The organism is Legionella sheltonii (assembly GCF_026191355.1).
Classification (GTDB): Bacteria; Pseudomonadota; Gammaproteobacteria; order Legionellales; family Legionellaceae; genus Legionella; species Legionella sheltonii.
The window spans coordinates 152,716-177,100 of record NZ_JAPHOQ010000010.1 but is presented as its reverse complement, the minus strand read 5'-3'; the positions used below and the strand labels follow the sequence as shown (position 1 = coordinate 177,100).

Here is a 24,385-nt window from a genome sequence, read left to right as displayed (position 1 = left end):
ATAGGCCTGTGGACCCTGTGGGTAAGCCATGACACACCGAACTATGTTTTAGAAACCGTACTAGGGTGTCCGAAATACACTTGAGCTGGTGTTAAATATCCAAAAGACTGATGGAGTCTTCGGTTGTTATAATATTCAAAATACTCAGCTAATTCCAGCTCTATCTCTTCGATTGTTTCGAAATCATACCGATAGAGTTTTTCTTGCTTAACACTGCGCCATAAACGTTCTATGAAAATATTATCGAGGTATCGGCCGCGCCCATCCATACTGATAGAGATTTTGTGGGCCTTCAAGGTATTGATCCAATCATTAGACGTGAACTGAGCACCCTGATCGGTATTAAAAATATCACACCGCCCCTGTAATAACGCGTTTTTTAGCGCCTCTACACAAAATTCTGCTTCTAATGTTGGGGACACCGCCCATTGAAGCACATACCGACTATACCAGTCCATGATGGCAACCAAGTAAACATGGCCTCCCTTCATACGCACGTAGGTAATATCAGCAGCCCAGACCTGATTAGGCTTAGTGATATCGATGTCACGTAATAGATAGGGGTACACGGTGTGCTCTTTATTGGGAACGCTTGTATTTGGCTTTGGGTAGACGGTTTCTAATCCCATAGCCTCCATGAGTCTCTTGATGCGTCGTTTACCAACAGGATAGCCAACTTCAAGGGACAACCATTGTGCGCGCTTCACTTTACCTTCACATGGATACTGGAGATAATGCTCGTCTAACAGCGCCATGAGCCGCTCGTCCTCTGCTGATATAGGAGACGCTTTGTAATAATAACTGGAAATACTCAATCCGAGTAGCATGCATTGTTCTCGGATTGATATTTCAGCGTTGCTATCAATCAGCTTACGCTTTTCATCCAAGCTCAGTGGCAGTCTTTTTTTTTAACCATGATAATTGGGCTTGAAGTCGACCAATTTCCTCATACAAAGCACCAACAAGCTCGGCTTGCTCTTTTTTATCCTTATCATGAGAATTGGAAAAAGCATCTGAAATAGCCTGCAATGCTGTTTGCTTCCATGCTTTAATTTGGGTAGGATGCACACCGTATTCGCTGGTCAGTTGAGCCTGAGTCAATTTTCCTTCAATTGCCGCAACTGCTATCTTTGATTTTTTTGATGCCGTGTAATAGTTTCTTTTTTTGCTCATTCTATTCTCCTCTGTTACTTAGAAGAATAGCTCTTAAAAATTACCTTTTTTCGTCCAAAAAACCGCGCCTATATCACCATAAGTACTTTATTTTTCCTTAACTGCCTAGGCTATACTTTAAAAAATACTTTATAGTCTTTGAGAGTATGAAATGAAAATTGCAGTAATTTTCGCTAATGTTGAATATACTGACCTACCTTTTGGTCACTTATATCAACTGGATAGGGTTGGTATTTCAAATATCATCATTTTGCTTAATGAAGATGAGTTTGAGAAAGCACATACAACCCGAATCAGAGTATTTGATTATACACTACCGCAAACAGTTATAGAGCATTATCAATCTCAAAGCGATCGGCTACAAATCGAGATTATAAACACTGGGAGGGCTACTACAGAGGAAGAAAAATTAGATTTTTATTTGAAGCATGCAGAAGGCCAATATAAGCTCAATCTCTTTCTTTGTAAGGGCGCGATCTATGCTGTAAATGAAGAAATAAGAGCTAAACCACTAATAAGAGAAACTACTGAATATATACATATTCCTTTTTTTAAAAGTACGAAACGAAAAAAAGTTCCATTTTTTCAAAGTCCTTGCTCCTCAGATCAAACGATTGAACTATTGCAACACGAATTAAACACTTGCTTTTGTTATCAAATGTCACCTTTTGATGTGATGCATTATCAATGGCTATTCAATATTTTTGTTGAATTAATCAATCTTAAAATTAAATTACGTGAGGGAAATAATGCTGAATTCTTATCTCAGTTAAATAAAATCATTAATAATTTTAATAAAACAATACTCCATTTCGAAAAAGCAGAAACGGCATTCGAGAAAACTAATAAAAAAGCATATAATAAATTCGATAAACCCGATCTAATCCTTCGATTACGTCATGAGAAACATGTGAAAAAGAAAGAAAGGCTCGAGGACAACTTTCCTAAACTAGTAAGTAAACTAGTCAAGCTCTATGAAAAGTTAACATCGCTAGAAAATCTCAATCAATTAAAAGAGAAAGATGAAATTATTGGTGAAGATTTTATTCAGCCTATCGAAACCAAACAATTTGCTAAGTAACTTGTATCACCCAATAGTTCTATTAAAATCCAGTGCTTAATCTATTTTTTGCATTATGCTCAAGATCTGGAGAACTAGGTCAATAAGTAATTTTTTACCATGGCAATTACTGCATGATTCGCTTCAGGGAAATGTTCAGGATTTAATTCGTCCTGGTAAACCCATTTCATAGCCAATTGCCCCTCCAAACATGAAGGCATTCCAGAAAATTGATTAACAAGAAATATAATTAATTTTACCGTTTTATCAGGATATTGATGGTGAACTTCACCGAGTAACTGGTATTGATTAACCTCTAAGCCTACTTCTTCTTTTACTTCTCGGATTAATGCGGATGATGATAACTCATCTGCTTCTAACTTACCGCCGGGAAACTCCCAACATCCTCCATGAGGTACATGAAAAGGACGTTGGGTTATTAGAATTCGTTGCTGCTCATCAATAATGACCGCTACGGCAACGGTGATGCTCATGCCAGACTTCCATGGCAAGATTTATATTTTTTACCTGAACCACATGGGCAAGGATCATTTCGACCCACTTTCTTTTCTTGTCGCTTGTATGTTTGCGGCTGAGCTTCATCTTCATTTTCATCGGCATAATTGCCATGTTGTAAGCTCATCTTACTGACCTGTTCAGCACGTCGTTGTTCTTCAACCGCATTAACGTCTTCTTCAGTTTGAATTTCAACTGAAGAAATTAAACGAACTACATCATACTTTAAATTATCAAGCATGGTTGTAAACAGAGTGAATGCTTCTTTTTTATACTCTTGTTTTGGATCTTTTTGCGCATAACCACGTAAATGAATACCTTGACGCAATTGATCCATTACGGCCAAATGTTCACGCCATTGATTATCCAAGGTTTGTAAAATCACAGACTTTTCAAACTGTGACATCGTTGCTCTTCCAGCTTGTTTTACTTTTTCATCGTATTTACGTGTAGCCAGCTCAAGAATTTTTTCTCTAATTTGTTCTGGTTGGATATGATGATCTTCTTCAATCCATTCGAGTACTGGTGCTTTGAGCTTAAATTCATCCATTAGGACATCACTTAAAGCTTTGGGTTCCCATTGATCTTCCAAGCTTTGTGGAGGAATATAAGTATCAACAAGATTAGATATGACTTCCTCTCTCATCGTGTTGATTATCTCTTCAGTATCCGTCATTTCCATGATTGAGGCACGTTGCGTATAAATGACTTGTCTTTGATCATTAGCCACATTGTCATAATCTAACAGTTGCTTTCTGACATCAAAATGGTGTCCCTCTAGCTTTCGTTGAGCATTCTCAATTGCTTTGGTAACCAAGCTATGTTCAATAGGTTCACCCGGTTTCATGCCTAAACGACGCATCATCGATGCAACACGCTCTGAAGCAAATATGCGCATCAAATTGTCTTCCAGTGACAGGTAGAAACGGCTACTTCCTACATCGCCCTGACGTCCTGAACGACCTCGCAACTGATTATCAATCCGTCGCGACTCATGGCGCTCTGAACCTATAATTCTTAGTCCGCCTGCAGCAAGTACTTCATCATGGCGCTTTTGCCACTCCTTTTTTACAGCATCTATTTCTTCGGCACTTGCCGTTTCAGGTAATTGCGCCAAATCAGCAGATAAACTTCCACCCAGCACAATATCTGTTCCCCGACCAGCCATATTGGTAGCAATAGTTACGGCACCAGGTCGCCCCGCTTCGGCAATAATTTGTGCTTCTTTTTCATGGAACTTAGCATTAAGTACTTGATGCTTAATATTTTCTTTTTTAAGGAGCTGACTTAAAAATTCTGAAGCTTCTATCGAAACAGTACCGACAAGAACAGGTTGTTTGCGCACGATACACCCACGAATATCTTCTATAACAGCCTGAAATTTATCTTTTTGAGTTAAATAAACCAAATCAGACTCATCTTTACGTACCATAGGTTTATTTGTTGGAATGACAACCACATCAAGATTATAAATTTGCTGTAATTCATATGCTTCGGTATCTGCTGTTCCAGTCATCCCTGATAATTTATTATACATACGGAAAAAATTCTGGAATGTAATTGATGCCAGGGTTTGATTTTCATTTTGAATAGAGGCCCCCTCTTTAGCCTCAACAGCCTGATGCAATCCCTCAGACCATCTTCGACCAGGCATAGTTCGACCAGTATGCTCATCAACTATAATCACTTGTCCGTCTTTAACGATATAATCCACATCACGATGAAACATAGCATGGGCTTTTAATGCTGCATTGACATGGTGCATTAACATAATGTTACTGGCATGATATAGGCTTTCACCATGATCCAAAAGTTTTGCTTTAACCAGTAACTCTTCAATATGTTGATGGCCTGCGTCTGTAAGATGTGCCTGTTTTTGTTTTTCATCAACAGTATAATCTCCTTCTCCACCCTCTTCTTCTTGTTTTTTCAAATGGGGGATCAAGGTATTAATTTTGATATAAAGTTCTGAGCTGTCTTCAGCCGCCCCTGAAATAATCAACGGGGTACGTGCTTCATCGATGAGAATTGAATCCACCTCATCCACTATGGCAAAATTTAGTTCTCGTTGTACTTTGTCTTCTAGACTAAAAGCCATATTATCGCGCAAATAGTCAAAGCCATACTCATTGTTTGTTCCATATACAATATCACAACGATAAGCTTCTTGTTTCGCAGGATGTGGCATATCAGGGAAAATCACACCTACAGTTAATCCCAAAAACTCGAATATAGGCTTCATCCATTGACTATCCCGTTTAGCGAGATAATCATTCACAGTAACAACATGGACACCGCGCCCAGTAATTGCATTTAAATATGCAGGCAAAGTTGCAACTAATGTTTTACCTTCCCCTGTTCGCATTTCAGCAATATTACCTTCATGCAACACCATGCCACCGATTAACTGAACATCAAAATGACGTAAGCCTAAAGTACGTACGGATACTTCTCTTACTGTAGCAAAAGCCTCTGCTAACATCTCGTCAAGGCTTTCTCCCTCTGCAAAACGTGCTTTAAAATGCTGGGTTTTTGCGGCTAATTCAGCATCAGTGAGTGCTTGCATTTGTGGCTCAAATGCATTAATTGCCATTACTGCCTTTTCCATACGCCGCAATGTACGCTCATTTCGGCTTCCAAACATTTTCTTAATCAACGTATTCAGCATGGCCTAAATAATCCTCTGGAGATATCAAATAACAAATTGGTTAATGTACTAAAATTTGGGGAAAAATACTATGAATACCTTCTAATTTAAGTGAATCTTCATGGTTTAACTTAGTGAAAGGAAGAGTTGCTGACAAAACAGACAACCAAACTATTATTTTCCGCAATTTTCTCTCATAGTATACAATATTTTAGTATCTAAATGCCCCTTAGATTCAGAATATATCTTAAAGTGGAAAGCATATTACCAGAAAAAAGCACTCTAAGCGTGAAATACCATAGCAATCACACAAACTGAACAATTAAAAAAACACAACCATATCTTCTGCAAATAAAAATAACAATATGTTTTTATTAAGAATTATGATAAAAGCCTGATTTTGAATTTAACAGGAGATAATAATGGTACAAATAGTTTTTTTTACTGACCCAGGAAAAGATGGGGATGACTTGCTTGCTACAGTCCATGTAATCATTCAAGCCAAAGTTGCAGGTATTATAGATCCTCTTACACCAATTAAACTAATCACTACCGACGAAATTCCTTGCAATAAATACGGGGTGCAGGATCCCCAGGGCAAATACGGTTTGCGTGCTTTATATTTACAAATGCACATTGAGCAATTGCAGAAACAACTCAACCTCCCCAAAGGTTATTTACCCGAAGTAATTGCTGGTCCAGTAACAAGTTATTACAGTTATAACGAACAACTAAAAAAATACTATCATGAGCCATCACAAAGCGATGCCTTCTATCCTATTGATGAAGTAATTAAGTATTATGCTCAATCTGAAGTATTTCCACACATAAACTCCCTTTTAAGCACTGACGAACCCGATGCGTGGCTACAAAATATTGGGCAAGCAAGTCCTGAAGACACAACTATAGTTAACATCGCATCATTTAATGCAGTTAGCGATTTTCTAGCACAAATGGCGCCAGAAGAGCAGAAAAAGTATACCCTTATCAATTTGGGTTATAATAAACCTTACTCTCAAAATGATTATCAAACTTCGGATCTTCCCTACAATGCACGTAGCACTGACACGAAGAAGGCAGCTCTTGCAGTAGCAGCATTAACCCATGACAATGCATTTCATGTGGTATCAAAAACAACTCGCGTACTCCCTAACTACAGTAAAATAACATCGATAAAAGGGACATCAGACATTATGTCTCGCGCTTATCCTGTATTAACCGGACAATATGCCCCTACGCTACTCACTGCGATGGGCGAGTTTATCAAAAGTTCTAAATACAAAGGATTTTGGCCCCACGATGTTGTGGCTTCACTTTTGGCATTAATTGGAATAATCAACTGGAAAGAGTCCATTGGAACTGAAGTGACTAAAGAAATGCTGTTTAAGGAGACAGCTCAAATACCTGCTCATGATCTCCGCCTACGCATGGTCAATAATACTGGAGTTTTAATTGATTCTACCGTTCCTGTAGACCCAGAGAAAAAAGATATTGCGATTGAAAGTGATGGAAACTTTATTTATGGTAAAGAAATAGATCCCATATTCGTTACTTCGCTATTGCATCTCATTGCTGTGGGCTGTGTCAAAGGACAAGAACGCTTAGTTAATTGCTATAAAAAAATTATTGAATTAAAAGCTGGGTTACATCACTTAAAACAACAAGATAAAACTGATCCAGAAACAGAGAAGCAAGTTAATTCGCTATGGATAAAGGCGAACTTATTGGAACTGCAACAGCAACTCAAACTTCAGGCCCAGGCTAACCTAGATGAAGCAAATAAATATTTTCTTAGCGCTGAAACATTAGAAGCTGAGAATAAAAATGCATTAGGTGAAAATCTCCTGCAATGGGTTAGGGAAATCGAAGCTTTCCTACAACTTATTGAAAACAATGATTTCCCAGAATCAATGGTTCAGGATATCAATAAAGCATTACAACAACCGACTACAGAAAAAAAATACACTGCCTTAACAGGCCTCTTCGTTAATATGCTAAGACCCAGATTGATGCCCACTGAAAGTGCATCCAATTTACTGCAGCAAAATGGCAAATTGGGATTTGAATTTAAACGAACTGGTAATAGCGTTCTATACTTTTCTTTAGCCACCCGAAACCATTTGATCGCTGCTTTTCCAAGCGGTGTTTTGGGCATGTCTGCAAAATATAAAGAGCTACTGCGCCTAGAAGGTCATTCTGAAACTAATAAAACAGCGTTTTATTTACATTTAGCACTTCATGATGCAGGAAAAGGCGATCACATAAAAAATGCAGTTCATCGGGATACCAAAGGGAATTATTTAGTTCGTCTTCCATCAGGAAACTATTTTAAGTGCACTGACAACCAACTTATTTCCCCCGCTGATGCAGATCAATTCGAGCGAGCAAAAGAATATGTTGATCATGACATTGCTCTAGAACTTTATGGTTTTGCTGGTTCTCAAGAAAATAATTGTACTGCTACAGAATATTTATTATGGGGTGGTCCCGCACCTAAAGAAGAACAAAAAAATAAAGAATCATTTATTCTCTGTGATGAATTATTCAATTTATGCAATGAAATGAACATAGCCCAAATTGTTCAGGGCGAAATTCCTTTTGCAGGAATTAAAAAAGGATTAGATTTATTTTTTGCTGCGTACAAAAAAAATCCAAAACTTGCTGAACTGGTTTTTGTACATCATTGTTATGACATTTTTGGCGCGAAACCCTCTGATACAATGGTTAGTGCTGCTGGAAGTTCGCCTGAAATCCATTTAAAAATCAATCTACTATATAAAACATTAGTTCGCGTAGCTCAAAAACAAGAGCCAGGTAAAGATCCTGCTGAAGAAGCCTATACTCTGTATCGCAAAAAATTAGCGAAAGCCATCCCTGATATTCTTAGATCAGATCCTTCATTGCACGATTTAGCAATAACACGTATTGCGCAAATGTTACGTTGTCATTTATTTAAAACGGTACAAAATCCAGACAATAAAAAAATTACAATTCGTGACGCAGGACAATACGAAGCAAGGACTCGTTTATTTGTAGAAAGTATTGATGCTGCATTCCATCAGTTACCTAAAGGAGAACAACAAAAATTAGTAGAATTTCTCAATAATACAGGCACTAGAAAGACTCCGGCGGTGATGGTCAAGTATGGTCCCAAACTTTTACTGACAGCAACTACTGGCGCTGAATATGCTAAAGCGGATCCAACCGATACAACTCAAATTGCTCAATGCCTAACACCGATGTTGAAACTGTATTTGAGGCTATACGAATATCAACAAACTCGCTCTAGCAGATATAGTGATATAGATGTCGATGATTTAGCAAAGATCATGGAACAAGTTTTTACTTGGTACAAAGATGCGAGCAAGAAAGAGAAAGATCATTTTGCCGATTTGCTTTTTGATTTACAAGTAAAAGGACAGGCCAATGCATTTTTAACTCAGCTCGGGGATATCAAGTCTAAATCTGCTTTAGAACAAATGCCAAAGATTCAAGAGTGTATCAAATCAATAGGTTATCGTTGGATTGAAACTGAAAATGAGCCTGCATTGATAAACGATAGCTTTTTGGACTATGAAACAAGGCTGCGTACGACCCCCATTCATACTATCTATTCTGATTTGCAAAAATCTGATCTAGATAAAAATAAAAAAAATACCTTTAGGAAAGAATTTCTACTCTATCAATTAAATAACTTGCCTCAAGTTTCGGAATGGCAACTGAGAACAAAAAATGCTAATGGAACAATTGATAGCTTCAAGATTCATCAAGACTCAACTTTTGCCCCAGAGTCGCCTAAAGAGGCTGTGAATAAAGCATTATTAGAAGTACTTAAGTACCTCATTAGAGATACACAGTGGGATATTGGTTATTTTGGTGGGGAAAAAGTTAAATCAACTACAGGTACTCCCAATCTCATTCCTAAAGGAATGCATGCGGTCCTTAAAGAGATTGAAGATGCGCAAAAAGGCTTGGTGACCTTTTCAGAAACCGTAGAGAAAGTCGCTGGGATGATCGAGGCCTCCGCTAAAAAGAATAATCACGGCTTTTTCAATAAACGCGGTGAAACGACGCAAATTTTCTATGACAAAGCACAAAAGTTGCTAAGTGAAGATGCAGAGGAAAGTTTGCACCAAAATTTTGTTAATCTGTAAACTCAATAGGGAGAAACGTCATCCCGAGCGTAGCGAAGGATCTCCAAATCAGGAGATTCTTCGTTGCATTACCCTGGCGTCAATAAACTCATAAATCTGTGTTTTGGTCTGCCTTGAACCGGATTCATTTTTATATTATGGGAGCTGTCTTGCATCATAGTTCAAGACAGCTGATGTTTTGCTCTTGTGAGAGGAGATAATTGTGTTCAAATTGTTCTATAGCTTGCAACGTGTTTTTTTCTAATAATTTAGACGTTCTGATAATTTCCTGTTTTATATCTATTAATGAGCTGATACTTGTCTCTTTTCCAATTTTTAAAAGAGATGATGAGAGGTGATTTAATTCACTTATGGGTGTGTGTAAGCTAATTCCCAAAATGCGTTTTTTTAGTTCGCGATACTCATTATCTATTGTTCTAATCTCTTGTAACAAATGAAAATATTGTTCAAAAAATTTAAGCTTTAACATGCTGTGTTTGAGGAATAACATGTGGTCCTGATACATTTCTGGTGCGAAACGATGCATAGCTTCTAATTTACCAGGTGCTACTGCAAATAGACCGTTATAAGTGCATCGGAATAAAAGTTTCATGTCGCATTCGAGTTCTTTAAAAACAGCCTGATATACCTGATCAATTGGCCCACAAAATGCGGGGTCATCAGAATTTAAAGAGATCATTTCATCTTTAAATAAAGTTTGAAATTGAGTATGAGATTTTAAATTGGGTATCGATTTTGGGAAAAATGCAACGTCACTTAAAGGGCATAGTTCAAGTGTCATGCCGTCAAATTTAAGTGCTTTTTCGAGTTCGGGATAATTGGCAACATTTCTTCCATGGGCAAATCGGTCAAGATATTGTTTTGCAATTTCCAAGGTATGTTTCTGTGCCTCAGGCTCGATATGGGCGGTGATAAAATACCAAGGATTACCCTTTTGCTGTCTATAACGATTGATCTCATCGAAAAAATTAAAAAAACGCTCTAGAGGGAACCCATCTTCTGCACCTGCAAGGCCTATTGTTGTCACCATCGGATTGGGATATTGTTGAATAGTACCCCATATGCTCTGAAAATCTTCTGGATCTATGTGTCGCTCTTGATAATAGCGTAATCTTAATGTGGTGACATCACCAAACTCTTTGATCCCACGTGCGATGCCACGATTATAGGCCTGGTTAAATTCAACAAAAGTTATATGTTCTTTACATTGAATCCAGGATATTCCTGGCAAAGCGAAGATGACATGATGCTCATAACAATATTTATAAAATGCATAAGTGAGATCTTCGATATCTTGTGGCGTTTTCAACAGATTCGAAATACGTCGAAAGTCTTTGATAAATTGATCGAGATCATCCGAACCCGTAAATTTCCATTGCTGGGTTTGTTCATCGATCAAATCATATGGAAAAGGGATATTATTACGCTCCGCTATAGTTTTAGCTAATTCAATATCAATCAAAAAGCCAGCCTCAGCGTGAACATGTAAATCTGTTTTAGGCATTTTTTGAATAAGCAAGGTATTTATATCAATATCTTCATCACATAAAGTCTGTAAATGATGTAAATCTTCCAAACTCAGCGATGGGAGTGAAATTGAAAAGTCAGAGCTGGCTTCCTTAAAAAATCGATCTTGCATATAACCCTCTTTATAATATGATCCGACCTGCTTGTCAGGATATGCTACACAGTAACTTATTATTTTTACAAAATATAGGGGTCAGATCTTGATTTTTGCCTTTATCCATAAAGGACAGCCAGTCAGGGTAATAAACTCCTTAGCGTAACGAAACGGTTAACGATTAGAAAAATAAATTTCAATTCATCAAACCGCTGCAAGCAATTCAATATTCTGAAGATACTCGCTTAGCTCTTGAAACAAAGTTAAATTTTTATCCTGCAAAATCAGCATTAACTTTTTTTTCCACTGACTGGCGCCAGGTAAACCAAAAGCAAGGTTGAATATAGGTTTTATTAGTAAACTAAGTGATACACCTTTGCTGTATTGATCCAGCAAATAATCCAAATAATAGTTAAATACCTGACTGCGTGTTCTCACGGAAGTTTCAGGATAAAGCGTTTGATGTATTGTTGCTATTTGAAAAGGATTGTCACATGCTAAACGTCCAAGCATCACTCCTTCAACATGTTGAAGATGGTCTTTAATTTCCCCTATATTCAAAATATTGCCATTGATCACTATCGGAATTTCAGGAATTTCCTTTTTAAGACGATAAACATACTCGTAATTAACCGGTGGAATTGTTCGATTTTGTTTTGGATTTAAACCGTTTAACCAAGCTTTACGTGCATGAACAATAATCTTTTGTGCCCCAGCCTCAACTAATTGATGTACAAAATCACTGAAAAATTCATAACTGTCTTGATGATCAATTCCTATTCTAGTTTTGGCTGTAACAGGAATACTTACTGCTTGTCGCATGGCATGAATACAATCAACAACCTGTTTTGGTTCTTTCATCAAACACGCACCAAAACGTCCTGCTTGAACTTTATCACTAGGGCAGCCAAGATTGATATTCACTTCATCATATCCTTCTTGCTCAGCACGTTGAGTGCATTGCGCTAACGCATCAGGATCCGATCCACCAAGTTGAAGTGCGATGGGATGTTCTTTTGCACTAAATTGCAAAGAACGCACAGGATTGTTTTGTATCGCCCCAGTAGTTTGCATTTCAGTATACAAAAGCGCATGAGGAGCCAAAAAACGCATAAAAACTCGAAAATGACTGTAGGTCCAATCGATCATCGGAGCAATTGACAAAGGAGAAAGCAGAATATTCGTCACTATGATTGTTCGGTTAAAAAGTACTGATTATAACTGAAACTAAAATTTTTTGTGCAAAAAAATAACCGTATTGCAGCAGATGCCGAGGTAACACCCTCCCCTACATCCCGAGCATAGTAGGGTGTTACGGGGAGATAAGCACTCATTCTATTTTTGATTTACCGCATTCATCGCTTGAATAAGTAATTGTAAGCGTGTACGTCCTTGGTAAAAATTAATATCAAGCTTATAAGCGGCATGGATGTATTTAACTCTGTGGTTTGGCCAAGATTTTAGATCAATGTTAAATGCGATCGCGTCCACCTGTTGATCACCTTGTGTTGTTGCCAAAGTCATTTTCAAATGATTTTTTCCCACCAGTCGTTGCTCAAGCACTTCAAAAACATTATCAAAAACAGGCTCAGCAAATTGCTGTCCCCAAGGGCCCGCTTGCTGGATCAATTGAGCGATCTCAATATTAAGCTCTTCAGGCTGCAATGGCCCATCAGTAAGCACTTCCCCTTCACATTGAGATAAATCAATATGCTTACTCACTTCAGAAATTAGTGCTTCACTAAATGCTTTAAACGAGTTTGGATGAATACTCAGACCCGCAGCCATAGCATGACCACCAAATTTACTGATGAGCCCTGGATAATCCTTATCAATTGCTGCCAATACATCTCGGATATTTAAATCCGGAACAGACCGTGCAGATCCTTTTAATTCATTTTCACTGACTTCCGCAAAAGCAATAACAGGTCGATGATATCGCTCTTTGACTCGTCCCGCTAAAATTCCAATAACCCCTTGGTGCCAGGTTTTATCAAAAAGACATAACGCAATGGGTAAATGATTACTTGTATATTCTGTACTTAAAGCAAGTTTTTCCAATGCAAGCATCGCTTGCTCTTTCATTTCAGTTTCAATTAACTTTCTTTCTTCATTTAACTCATCGAGTTGTTGACAATAGTTTCTAGCTTGTTGCTGATCTGTAGTAATTAAGCATTCTATGCCTAAAGCCATATCGTCCAATCTTCCTGCAGCATTGAGTCTTGGTGCAATAGCAAAACCTAAATCGGACTCTCTTAGTCGCGCACACTCACGTCCAGACACTTCAATCAAAGCCCTAATTCCTACACGACATTGTCCTTGACGTATTCTGGAAAGACCTTGATTAACCATAATGCGATTATTCTGATCCAGCCCAACTACGTCAGCTACAGTTCCTAATGCAACTAAATCCAAAAAACTGGCCATATTAGGTTCGGTGATATTCATTTCATGGAACCAATTGGCATTCACCAAATGTCTACGCAAGGCCAGCATGACGTAAAAAATAACCCCTACGCCAGCAATCGATTTACTGGGAAATTTACAATCCAGCTGATTTGGGTTCACAATAGCACAGGCAGCAGGAAGAGTATCTGCAGGCAAATGATGATCGGTAATCAAAACATCGATACCTAACTGGTTTGCTTTTTCCACACCCTCAACACTAGCAATACCGTTATCTACGGTGATAATGAGATCAGGCTTCCATTTACTGGCAACCTCAACGATTTGAGGTGTTAAACCATAGCCAAACTCAAACCGATTAGGAACCAAATAATCAACAAATTGAGCCCCCATAGCGCGTAAAGCAGTAACAGCAAGTGCGGTTGAAGTTGCGCCATCGGCATCAAAATCACCAATGATTAAAATTCTATGCTGTTCACGTAATGCGCTCTCTAAACGTACACAAGCCTCATTTATTCCTTTAAAGCTGTCAAAAGGCAGTAATGTTTGGAGTTGTTTATCCAATTGGCAAGATTCTTTGATCCCCCGGTTTGCAAATATTCGCCTTAGTACATCAGGCACATTAGGTAAATCGAGTATGAGTTCTGGTCTGGGGCGTTGTTTAATTAGCATGAATTATTTTTCTCCATAAACGAGCATACCACCTGCCGCTACTCATCAAATAAGCAGTATTATTCCAATACAAATGAACCGGCATTTTGTTTAACTCTTCTTGATGTTGCTTACTTAGTATTGAAAACTCAGAGAGTAATAAAATTTGAAAGTCCTTGAGCTTTATTTCTGGGCTATATACAGTAACCTGAGTACTACATAATGTCGCGAATGAAAAAAGATGCGTGTCAACACAAATATTAAGTGTTTTTTTCTCATTAAGTTTTGCATTCCCCCAAACCCATAATCCATTAATTAAAGACTGATTAGGTCTAGAGGCGAACAGCATTTGGCTTTCAGTGATGAATTTCTGCCAATGCATCGAGTTATCAAGTTGAATTAATTCCGGCATTAAGGATTGGTGCAATAAATGATGAGGAGGTTTTGCATTTAAAGAATATTTTTTATTCGTATTAAGCAACCATGTTTCCGCATCATGATAATAAAGTACGGTCTCGTCTTCTGCCAAATACTGTGAAAATAAGTCAAACCATGATCTCGACTCACTCTCTTCCAGCTGTAAATCTCTAGCCGAGGCAACGATCATCGCGTCATTATGGGTTGCTTCCCAGTGAACTGGTGTCACTATGAACCACTCACCTTCTAAATTATGATATCGTCTTAATAAATCAGCATAAGGTGGATTAGTAGGTTCATAGCCAAGACTCAACAAAAAATTGAGTAACACATTCCCTTCTGAGTGTAATGGGCTCATTCTTTCTGGAATAGAATTACAGTCTGAATCAATTACAACATGCATGTTTCTTCGGCCTTAATCAATCCATCTCTACGAAACAATGCCTTTAAGTTTCGTAATGCTTGTCGCATACGATCTTTATTTTCTATCAAACCAAAACGAACATGATTATCACCTTGTTGGCCAAAACCTATCCCTGGGGATACAGCGACATGAGCTTCTTTAAGTAAGTATTTACTGAATTCAAGTGATCCCATGTGCTGATAATGAGTTGGGATAGGTGCCCAGACGAACATAGTTGCTCTGGGTCGAGTCACTTCCCAGCCAATTTCATTTAAACCATCGCAAAGAATGTTACGTCGTTTTTCATATAGTGTCCTGATTTCATGCACACACTCATCAGGACCATCTAGTGCGGCAATAGCAGCAACTTGAATTGGTGTAAACGTACCGTAATCCAAATAAGATTTAATTCGAGTAAGCGCAGCAACGAGTTCCTCATTTCCACAAGCAAAACCAACGCGCCAACCTGGCATATTATATGACTTAGACATCGAATAAGTTTCGATGGCAACATCAGTAGCGCCGGGTACTTGAAGTATTGATGGAGCTTTATATCCATCAAATACAATGTCAGCATAAGCTAAATCATGAATCACCCAAATTTTATGCTTTTTTGCCAGATCAATTACTTGCTCAAAAAAAGGATAATCCACACAATGCGTACTTGGATTAGCAGGGAAATTAATGACTAACGCTTTAGGCTTGGGCAAGCTTCGATTAATTGTATCCTCTATTGACGCTAAAAACTGAGTTTCATTAATCAGAGGAATTTGTTTGACATTAGCACCAGCAATAATAAATCCATAAGTATGGATAGGATAAGCTGGATCAGGGACCAGTATGGTATCTCCAGGCCCACTTATCGCTAATGCCAAATGTGCTAACCCCTCTTTTGAACCAATAGTAGCTAATATTTGTGTTTCACTATTTAACTGTACATCATAGTTACGTTGATACCAGGAGGCCATAGCCCGTCTTAACCTTGGTATTCCTTTGGACATAGAATACCGATGAGTATCTGGCCTTTGTACTGCCTCAATCAACTTATTTACAATATGAGGTGGCGTGGGTTGATCAGGATTTCCCATACCGAAATCAATAATGTCTTCTCCACGCGCCCGCGCTTCAGTTTTTAATTGCGTTAACGTATTAAAAACATAGGGTGGCAAACGATTTATGCGCGGAAATTGACTCATAATAGTGACCTCTGTAGTATACTTGTAGCTATCTATAATTCATTTAAACATTCTAAACCATGAACATCAATTTAGAGTCAGCAGAACTACACGCAGTACAAGCTTATAGTGATAACAAAATTCAGATTAATTCCATTGTTTATGAACGCAGTTTAATAATTTCTAAAACAGAAATCATTAGTGATCTTTCAATTAAAACCATTGAAGAAATTGATGCACACTATATGAACTTATTAACGCAATTTAAACCGGAAATTATCATCATTGGTCATGAACATACCGGAAAACTCCTGCCTCTGTCAATTCTGAATCAACTGACCCAACAGCAAATAGGTATAGAATGCATGTCTGTGGGTGCAGCATGTCGTACCTATAATGTATTATTGAGTGAGCACCGTGCTGTTGTTGCAGGATTTATTTTTGAATAGAAATATAGATGGAACCTGGGTGCAGTGCAGCGGTTATAAGAAATTCCTCTCTCCCACTTGTGGGAGAGAGGTTGGGGTGAGGGATTCCCTCATCCGCCCATACGGGCACCTTCTCCACGGGGGGAGAAGGGAAACACAATGGCTGCGCTGCACCCAGGTTCCATTTTATCAGGCAGCCACTTAAAGCTGTCTTCGTGCCTCAAGCACATTCGGGATTTGCTCTAATTTTGTTAATAGGCGAGACAGGCTGTTTAGACCATCAACATCTACAGTTAATGTAATATATGCCATGTTTTCTTGTTTGTTACTTTGAGTTTGTAACGCATAAACATGTGCTTTTTCATTGGCAAGTAATGAGGTGACATCTTTTAAAAGCTCAGAACGATCAAATGCCTTGATTAAAATATCCACTACATAGTTTTCACGCGTAGCACTGCCCCAAGTAACTTGCAAGAAACGTTGCTTTTGGTGTTCACTCGCATGGATAATGTTAGGACAATCTGGTCTATGTACTGACACACCTCTTCCTACAGTGATGTAGCCAATAACTGGATCACCTGGAACGGGTTGGCAACATCGAGCCATAAAAGTTAATAAATTACCTACCCCTTCAATCCGAAGATCGCTCCCAGTAACTTCTGGTTTGGCCTGTGGTTTAACAAATCGCTCAAGATTGAGTTCTGAGGTTGCTGGTGGAGCAAGTTTACTAATGATTTGTCCTATCTTAATATCACCACGTCCAAGATTTGCATACAGATCATCAAGCTTTTTGAAATGCAGTGCCGCCGTCACTTCATTCAGTTTATCGGATTTTATTCCTAAAGATTTTAATTCTTTATCTAATAACTCACGTCCATCCTGGATGTTTCGATCATAATCTTGCATTTTAAACCAATGCAATACTTTGGCTTTAGCTCGGGATGTTTTGAGATAGTTTAAGTGTGGATTGATCCAATCACGAGATGGCTTGATTTCTTTTCCAGCCAAAACCTCTACCTTATCTCCTGTTTTCAGTTGATAAGTCAATGGAACGATATGGCCATTGATACGAGCCCCACGACAGCGATGTCCTAAATCACTGTGTACGTGGTATGCAAAATCTAAAGGAGTAACGCCTTGGGGTAGATCAAGAACATCACCATCAGGAGTAAAAACATAAACTCTATCTTCGAGAAACTCTGTGGTTGTACTTTCGGGAACCCCCTTATTACTTGCCATTTCTCGATGCCAGGCCAATACATCGCGTAACCATTCAATTTTACGTTCATGGCTTTGCTTCTGTTTAAAACCACCCTCTTTATATTTCCAATGTGCGGCAACACCCATTTCTGCCAAATCATGCATAAGAAATGTTCTTATTTGTACTTCAAAAACTCGACCTTCAGGTCCTTTAACTGCTGTATGCAACGATTGATAGCCATTTGCTTTAGGGTTAATAATATAATCATCGAACTCAGCAGGAATTTGCTTCCAAAGTGTATGGACCATACCTAAGACCTCATAACATTGAGGTTGGGTATCTACGAGGACACGTACCGCTGTAGCATCATAAATTTCATCAAGCGACACATTCTTGCGCGTCATTTTTTTATAAATACTATGGATATGTTTTGATCTACCGTAAACAGCAAAATGATCTATTCCGCTTGCTTTAATTTGTTCATTAAGCTGGGCAACAATAGTATTAACAAAGTTGTCGCGCTCTAGGCGTTTGGCCTTCAGACCCTTGGCAATCGCTTTATAATCCTCAGGATGTAAATGGCGAAAAGCCAAGTCTTCCATTTCCCATTTGATCGCCCCTATTCCCAGCCTGTTGGCTAAAGGTGCATAAATTTCCATTGCCTCGGTAGCTAATTGTTTGCGTAACTCTTCAGATAAATGAGTGGCGGTTCTTAAAACACACAAACGTTCAGCAAGCTTGATTAATACAGCCCGCACATCATCTACCATAGCCAATAACATTTTGCGAATGTTATCAATTTGTTGCTTATTTTGTGGGTATTTATTTAATCCTTGAAAACTGTGCATCGCGCTCATGCGCTCAATACCTTTCACCAGCTTCGCAATATTAGGACCCAACTGCTCAGACACGTCATCAATAGACAGATCGGCATAATGCACATTTTCAAAAATAATTGCAGCAGCCAGCGTTTCTGGATCAACTTCAAGATCAGCAAGCAAATCCGCCATAATCAATCCTTGTTGCAAACAAGAATGACCTGTTTCTGTAGCATGTTCTTGGCCTGCAAGCTGACTGAGAGTGCATGCGCTACGAATGAGTTCAAGATTTTCCAAATAGCCTTTTGCGCCTAATTGATGAAGCCATAAATCAACATCAATGCTTCCATCTTCGCACAATGGAACGGTATCTTTTACTCTAACCATGAGTTTTATCCTTTTTCAAATAACGCTATCGACTCGACATGGGCAGTATGAGGGAACATATCCATTACTCCTGCTGTTATCAGTGTATAGCCTTTTTGATTGACTAATATATCAGTATCTCGTGCTAATGTTACGGGATTACACGATACATAAACAATACGCTCTGGATTTAATGCATCAACTTGTTTCACAATTTCAAGCGCACCTGATCGAGGAGGGTCAATTAATACTTTACTGCAGGGCTGTTGAACCAGTTTCTTTACTTCATTAACATCATCCAAATTTGCAGCATAAAAATCTACATTTGGGATATGGTTTAATTTGGCATTCATATATGCTCTTTCAACCATAGTCTTACTGCCTTCAACACCGAGAACTTTGGCACAAAATTTAGCCATTGGAAGTGAAAAATTTCCCAACCCACAAAATAAGTCTAGCACTATATCTGTACTTTTTAAGTCCATAAGTTGTATTGCTTGCGATACCATGGAACGATTTAATGCAGAATTCACTTGCGTAAAATCTGTGGGGTGAAATGAATAGGTAATATCATAGACCGGTAATGTGTAAGTTAGATACTCACTGGATTTGGGTGGATAAAAACAATAAACGCTGTCGGGGCCACCAGGTTGAAGAAAAATTTTATATTGATAGTCTTCAGCAAATTTTTGAATTTTTAACTCATCTTCACAATTTAGAGTGGTTAAATTCCGAAAAATCAGCGCAACCTCCTCATCCCCCGCAGCAACTTCAATTTGCGCAATACAATTTTTGTCTTGCATAGAATCGATCAATTGTCTTAACGGAATGATATCAGCATCAAGTTTGGCATTTAAAACAGGGCATTGGGTAATCTCTGTAATATACCGAGGATTATTACGTTCCCTAAACCCAACCATTGAAGTCTGTTTCTTCTCAACAAATCGTACACTTAATCGTGCTTTATTTCTGTAATTCCAATAATTTGACACTAGAGGTGATAACACAGTTTGCGGTTTAGTATGCCCGTATCGTAATAACAAATCCAATAATTGCTCTTGTTTAAAATGAATTTGTTCTTCTTCGCTCATATGTTGTAATGAACAACCTCCACACATTGAATAATGCGGGCACCTAGGTTCCACCCGTAAGGGAGAGGGTTTAAGAACCTTAAGTAAAAGGCCTTCATCAAAATCTTTTTTTATCCGTTTATACTGGAACTCAATGAATTCACCTGGCAATGCACCTTGAATAAAAGTTGCCTTACCTTCAATACGCGCAACTCCTTTTCCATCATGGCTTAAATTATCGATTTGAGCAGTTTGCGGGGTGGGATTCTGTTTGGGTTTTGCTCTTCTCATGAAAGTATTCTCAACATATAAATCTTTTAATTAACTGAAAAACCATGCAATTGTGAAAATAATTGCATGGTTTAAAACGGTAAAGAGTACCACATGCAATTTATATTTGTCATGGTAATTTGTTATGACAAAACCCATGATGTTCAAATAAATATCATTGCATGTCCGTCTTGAATTCAAGTAATACCCATTATATGAACCCTCTCATATTCTGCTTTAATTGCAATAGATAATATTTACCATTTCACGATTGAGGGCTCTTCCCCATTTCCGGGGGCACTAATCAAGAACACAAAACTTTAACCCTTAACCTGTAATTTTCAAAATTTCTAAACCCGTAAGCACGTCTTTGAATCAGTTTCATCTTACGATGAAACCCTTCCGTAATGCCGTTGTTTTTAGTAAACCGCCACATTCTAACCACTTCTTCACGCCATTGGTATAATGTTTTACCTAGAGTCTTTAGTGACTCAAAAGGACTTTCTTTTAAAAGCGTGACGTATTTAAGAAACAAAGGCAGTAAACGCTTACATTGCTTTGCTGTCCGATGCTTTTTCATCAGGAGTCGATGGAGACGTTGCTTCAAGTGATAGATAGCCGCAATTGCTGGCTGGTGCTGTAAATAGCTGGCTCTTTTATTTAATCGTTTTATCGTTAAATTGGCTTCATTCGTTCTTAATGCGGCCAATAGGCCACGTTGATATTTGATTTGAGGGTCTATTTGTTGATAAGTCTGGAGGCTCATCTGATTCAACAAGCGAATCACATGGAAACGGTCAGCCACTATCTTTGCATTAGGAAAATAACGTCTTATTAACAAACGGTAGCTACTGCTTAAATCTATGCACACAACAAGCACTTTATCCCGCCCCTCTAAGGACTTGAGATAGCTCTCTAAGTCTTTAGCACTACGCCCTTCAACCACATCAAAGATTTTGTGCTTGGCTAAATCACAAAAGGTTGTCGCATACCCAATGAATGCTCATCAAGGCCTAATATCCGAGGACAAGAGCGACTCGATATCTTTTTATAACGGAGCTCATAACCATAGTGATACCAACGTTCTACAGTCGATTTGCCCAGCTTTAAGTCCCGAGACAAATCTTTTTGACTCACTCCCTTACTGTGATAGTGAAATACTTGTTTTCGTAAACTCTCCGTCGCTCTTTGATGTTTCCCTATCCCAGGAAATCGCTGATTAAAATAACGACCACATGATGGACAATAATACTTATGAGCTTTTAAACACAAATAACTGCGTCGCAATCCAATCGATTCATGACGGATTCGTCTTATAAAACTGTCCTTTTTACGTAACTTCTTATTACCACAATGAATACAGCGAACTACCCAGCGATAGCTTACCTCTATGTATACCGGGTTTTCTCCACTTACTCTTTTAATAGAATATCCAGGCAAATTTAGGATACAATCTTTCTTAGGCATTTTAATCTTCCTTTTGACCGTCAAATCAAAGGGTTAGTCTAGACTAACTTGATTAAAATGCCCCCTTATTTGGGGTAGAGCCCGATTGAGTTATTTTAGAACATCTTTAAAATGAGCTTATTTATCAAGTAATTCATAGTCCTATTCACAGTGTTATCCACAGTTTCTGTGGATAACAAGTACATCAATACATTTTTATAAAAATAACAATACCGCGGTACATAAAGGGTTTATGATTTTTTTTTGTAAAAGAATGAAATAAAAAACAACTTTTTAAAAAAAGTTATTCACAGGAAGAGAAATTTAAGATTGCACTGAGTTGGTCGTACATGATAGCTAAATAAAAATTTAAAAAACAGTCTTGACAGTGAATTTTTATATGTTTTTTATTAGAATGTTAATTTTGAATCGTTAATATCTTTTTCAATACAATTGCATCTTCAATGTTATTATCTTCTATGTAATAGCCCGGTTTAATTTCTACTTGTTCAAAGCCCATACTCTGATAAAGAGATAACGCTGCTTTATTGCTAGGTCGCACTTCAAGAATGACATAATCAATATGCTGTGATTCAGTTAACGAAAAAAGCACTTTTTGGAGAAATTGGCGTCCATAACCTTTTGACTGAAATGGTTTGGCAATACAAAAATTTAAAATATGACAGCATTTGTTACTGTGTCTAGAAATAATATAACCACCAATGAGCAGTTTACTTCCTTCATCAACTTCGCATAAGCGACAATCATATCCTACACGAACGCAATCCCTTAAAATCTCTCTACTCCAAGGAGCAATATGAGTATTTTTTTCAATTAAATAAACTGCATCAACATCTGATTCAGTCATGCGCCGAATGTTGAATGCCATCCCTGTTTGCTCCCAAATAATTTTTTGTCTGAAACTAAGGAGAAAGCTCCCAATTACCTTACTGAATATTTCCTATTCCTGCAAATGCCGAAAATTGACTACTACTCTGACAACAAAAAATCTACGAAACTGCCCCATCCCTGCACCTATTAATTTAATGTGAAACATCCCTTCTCCCCTTGGGGAGAAGGTGCCCGTCAGGGCGGATGGGGGGAGTACAAGCATTTTCTATCAAATGTTATTCAGTACTTTTTTTCTTTTTTGGCAAATAAAGATCTGTTATCGTACCTTCAAATGCCTCTGCAGCTTGAGCAATAGTTTCCGAAAGTGTCGGATGTGGGTGTATTGTCAGGGCAATATCTTCAACATCACAACACATTTCAATAGCCAATGATGTTTCAGCGATTAAATCACCGGCATTAATTCCAACAATTCCTGCACCCAATATTCGGTTGGTATCAGGACAAAATAACAATTTCGTCATTCCTTCTTCACGTCCCATACTGAGAGCACGGCCACTGGCAGCCCAAGGGAAGGTAGCTTTTTCATAGCGAATACCTTTTTCTTTTGCTTCTTTTTCAGTTAAACCTGTCCAAGCAATCTCGGGATCAGTATAGGCAACACTCGCAATACATTTGGGATCAAAATAATGTTTTTTTCCAGCGATAACTTCTGCAGCAACTTTACCTTCGGGAATAGCTTTGTGCGCAAGCATAGGTTGACCAACCACATCGCCGATAGCAAAAATATGCGACACATTGGTTCTTTGTTGATTGTCTACCTTGATAAAGCCTCGCTCGTCCACTTTTACCCCAGCTTTTTCTGCATCAATTGCACCACCGTTTGGTTTTCTTCCAACTGAAACAAGAACTTGTTGGAAGCATAGCGGTTTGTCTGTTGCATGCTCGCCTTCCATAGAAACATAAATACCATCTTTTTTGGCTTCAACTGCGGTTACTTTGGTTTTCAAAAGGAATTTGACGCCTTTCTTTTGCATACGTTTTTGCAAAACAGTGACGAGATCCAAATCAGCACCTGGAATAAGTTGATCCATAAATTCAACAACAGTTACATCAACTCCAAGGGCTGAATAAACTGTGGCCATTTCCAGTCCAATAATTCCTCCACCTAAAACCAATAAATTGCCTTTAATATCAGCAAGTTCTAACGCACCTGTTGAACTAAAAATACGTTTGTCTTCAGGAATAAAAGGTAAATTAATGGATTCAGAACCTATAGCAATGATAGCGTTTTCAAACTCTACTTCGACAGAGCCATCTTTGGTAGCCACAGTGATTTGGTGGGCCCCCGAAAACTTCCCTACCCCAGTAATTACTTCCACTTTACGCTGTTTTGATAAGGCTTTTAGACCGCCTGTCAATTTAGAAATAACAGAGTTTTTCCATGCAACAATTTTTTTATTATCCAGTTTGGGTTTGCCAAAGCTTACACCTTGCTCAGACATTTCATGAGCTTCATCAACAACTTTTGCAATGTGCAACAATGCTTTAGAAGGGATACAGCCCACATTTAAACAAACCCCACCTAGTGAATCATAACGTTCAACTAAAACTACTTTTTTTCCTAAGTCCGCTGCTCTAAATGCTGCTGTGTATCCACCAGGTCCACTTCCTAACACAACGACATCAGTTTTAATTTTATTAGCCATTACAA

16 protein-coding genes and 1 pseudogene are annotated in these 24,385 nt (G+C 38.2%); 3 read left to right on the top strand and 14 right to left on the bottom strand.

The genetic code is table 11. The annotated features are described in order from the left end of the window. Window positions 1–41: 41 nt before the first annotated feature. Window positions 42–887, bottom strand: coding sequence for an IS3 family transposase (locus OQJ26_RS12845; RefSeq protein WP_082650874.1), 846 nt, complete (start codon window positions 885–887; stop codon window positions 42–44). Continuing rightward, window positions 880–1,173 carry a hypothetical protein gene (locus OQJ26_RS12840; protein WP_065235619.1) on the bottom strand — a complete coding sequence of 98 codons (294 nt, stop codon included), beginning with the start codon at window positions 1,171–1,173 and terminating at the stop codon, window positions 880–882. The genes OQJ26_RS12845 and OQJ26_RS12840 overlap by 8 nt, the downstream gene beginning before the upstream one ends. Window positions 1,174–1,324: 151 nt before the next feature. On the opposite strand from OQJ26_RS12840, the gene OQJ26_RS12835 reads away from it, so the two are divergent. Beyond that, window positions 1,325–2,254 (top strand): hypothetical protein, encoded by a 930-nt coding sequence (locus OQJ26_RS12835; protein ID WP_265704160.1) that lies wholly within the window; start codon window positions 1,325–1,327, stop codon window positions 2,252–2,254. A 74-nt stretch (window positions 2,255–2,328) separates the two neighbouring features. On the opposite strand, the gene mutT is transcribed toward OQJ26_RS12835, so the two are convergent. Together mutT and secA are read right to left on the bottom strand one after the other, a co-directional pair. Then, on the bottom strand, window positions 2,329–2,727 hold the full coding sequence (mutT, locus tag OQJ26_RS12830) for an 8-oxo-dGTP diphosphatase MutT (protein ID WP_265704159.1): 399 nt from the start codon (window positions 2,725–2,727) through the stop codon (window positions 2,329–2,331). Further along, window positions 2,724–5,417, bottom strand: coding sequence for a preprotein translocase subunit SecA (gene secA / locus OQJ26_RS12825; RefSeq protein ID WP_265704158.1), 2,694 nt, complete (start codon window positions 5,415–5,417; stop codon window positions 2,724–2,726). Before secA ends, mutT begins: the two co-directional genes overlap by 4 nt. A 401-nt stretch (window positions 5,418–5,818) precedes the next feature. Between secA and OQJ26_RS12820 the strand changes: the two genes are divergently transcribed. Then, complete coding sequence (locus OQJ26_RS12820) at window positions 5,819–9,550, top strand: DUF6829 domain-containing protein (RefSeq protein WP_265704157.1); 3,732 nt, start codon at window positions 5,819–5,821, stop codon at window positions 9,548–9,550. 154 nt (window positions 9,551–9,704) lie between these two features. On the opposite strand, the gene OQJ26_RS12815 is transcribed toward OQJ26_RS12820, so the two are convergent. The 5 genes from OQJ26_RS12815 to alaC all read right to left on the bottom strand — a co-directional run bounded on the left by OQJ26_RS12815 (window position 9,705) and on the right by alaC (window position 16,244). Beyond that, complete coding sequence (locus tag OQJ26_RS12815; RefSeq protein WP_265704156.1) at window positions 9,705–11,189, bottom strand: amidohydrolase family protein; 1,485 nt, start codon at window positions 11,187–11,189, stop codon at window positions 9,705–9,707. Window positions 11,190–11,375: 186 nt separating this feature from the next. Next, complete coding sequence (gene dusA / locus OQJ26_RS12810) at window positions 11,376–12,359, bottom strand: tRNA dihydrouridine(20/20a) synthase DusA (protein ID WP_265704155.1); 984 nt, start codon at window positions 12,357–12,359, stop codon at window positions 11,376–11,378. A 147-nt stretch (window positions 12,360–12,506) separates the two neighbouring features. Further along, on the bottom strand, window positions 12,507–14,249 hold the full coding sequence (recJ, locus tag OQJ26_RS12805) for a single-stranded-DNA-specific exonuclease RecJ (RefSeq protein ID WP_265704154.1): 1,743 nt from the start codon (window positions 14,247–14,249) through the stop codon (window positions 12,507–12,509). After that, complete coding sequence (locus OQJ26_RS12800) at window positions 14,239–15,048, bottom strand: hypothetical protein (protein ID WP_265704153.1); 810 nt, start codon at window positions 15,046–15,048, stop codon at window positions 14,239–14,241. The genes recJ and OQJ26_RS12800 overlap by 11 nt, the downstream gene beginning before the upstream one ends. After that, window positions 15,036–16,244 carry an alanine transaminase gene (gene alaC, locus OQJ26_RS12795; RefSeq protein ID WP_265704152.1) on the bottom strand — a complete coding sequence of 403 codons (1,209 nt, stop codon included), beginning with the start codon at window positions 16,242–16,244 and terminating at the stop codon, window positions 15,036–15,038. Before alaC ends, OQJ26_RS12800 begins: the two co-directional genes overlap by 13 nt. 59 nt (window positions 16,245–16,303) lie before the next feature. Between alaC and OQJ26_RS12790 the strand changes: the two genes are divergently transcribed. After that, on the top strand, window positions 16,304–16,672 hold the full coding sequence (locus OQJ26_RS12790; protein ID WP_265704151.1) for an Mth938-like domain-containing protein: 369 nt from the start codon (window positions 16,304–16,306) through the stop codon (window positions 16,670–16,672). Between the two features lie 180 nt (window positions 16,673–16,852). On the opposite strand, the gene relA is transcribed toward OQJ26_RS12790, so the two are convergent. The 5 genes and pseudogenes from relA to lpdA all read right to left on the bottom strand — a co-directional run bounded on the left by relA (window position 16,853) and on the right by lpdA (window position 24,380). After that, entirely contained in the window at window positions 16,853–19,057 is a 2,205-nt protein-coding gene (relA, locus tag OQJ26_RS12785) for a GTP diphosphokinase (RefSeq protein WP_265704150.1), read from the bottom strand. Window positions 19,058–19,062: 5 nt separating this feature from the next. Beyond that, window positions 19,063–20,397: a 23S rRNA (uracil(1939)-C(5))-methyltransferase RlmD gene (rlmD, locus tag OQJ26_RS12780; protein ID WP_265704149.1), complete on the bottom strand. Its 1,335-nt coding sequence runs from the start codon at window positions 20,395–20,397 to the stop codon at window positions 19,063–19,065. Window positions 20,398–20,680: 283 nt separating this feature from the next. Further along, window positions 20,681–21,843 (bottom strand): annotated as a pseudogene (locus OQJ26_RS12775) (ISL3 family transposase). Between the two features lie 397 nt (window positions 21,844–22,240). Further along, a complete protein-coding gene (gene rimI / locus OQJ26_RS12770; RefSeq protein ID WP_265704148.1) occupies window positions 22,241–22,711 on the bottom strand; it encodes a ribosomal protein S18-alanine N-acetyltransferase in 471 nt (156 codons plus the stop codon). A 238-nt stretch (window positions 22,712–22,949) separates the two neighbouring features. Next, complete coding sequence (gene lpdA / locus OQJ26_RS12765) at window positions 22,950–24,380, bottom strand: dihydrolipoyl dehydrogenase (protein ID WP_265704147.1); 1,431 nt, start codon at window positions 24,378–24,380, stop codon at window positions 22,950–22,952. Window positions 24,381–24,385 lie beyond the last annotated feature (5 nt).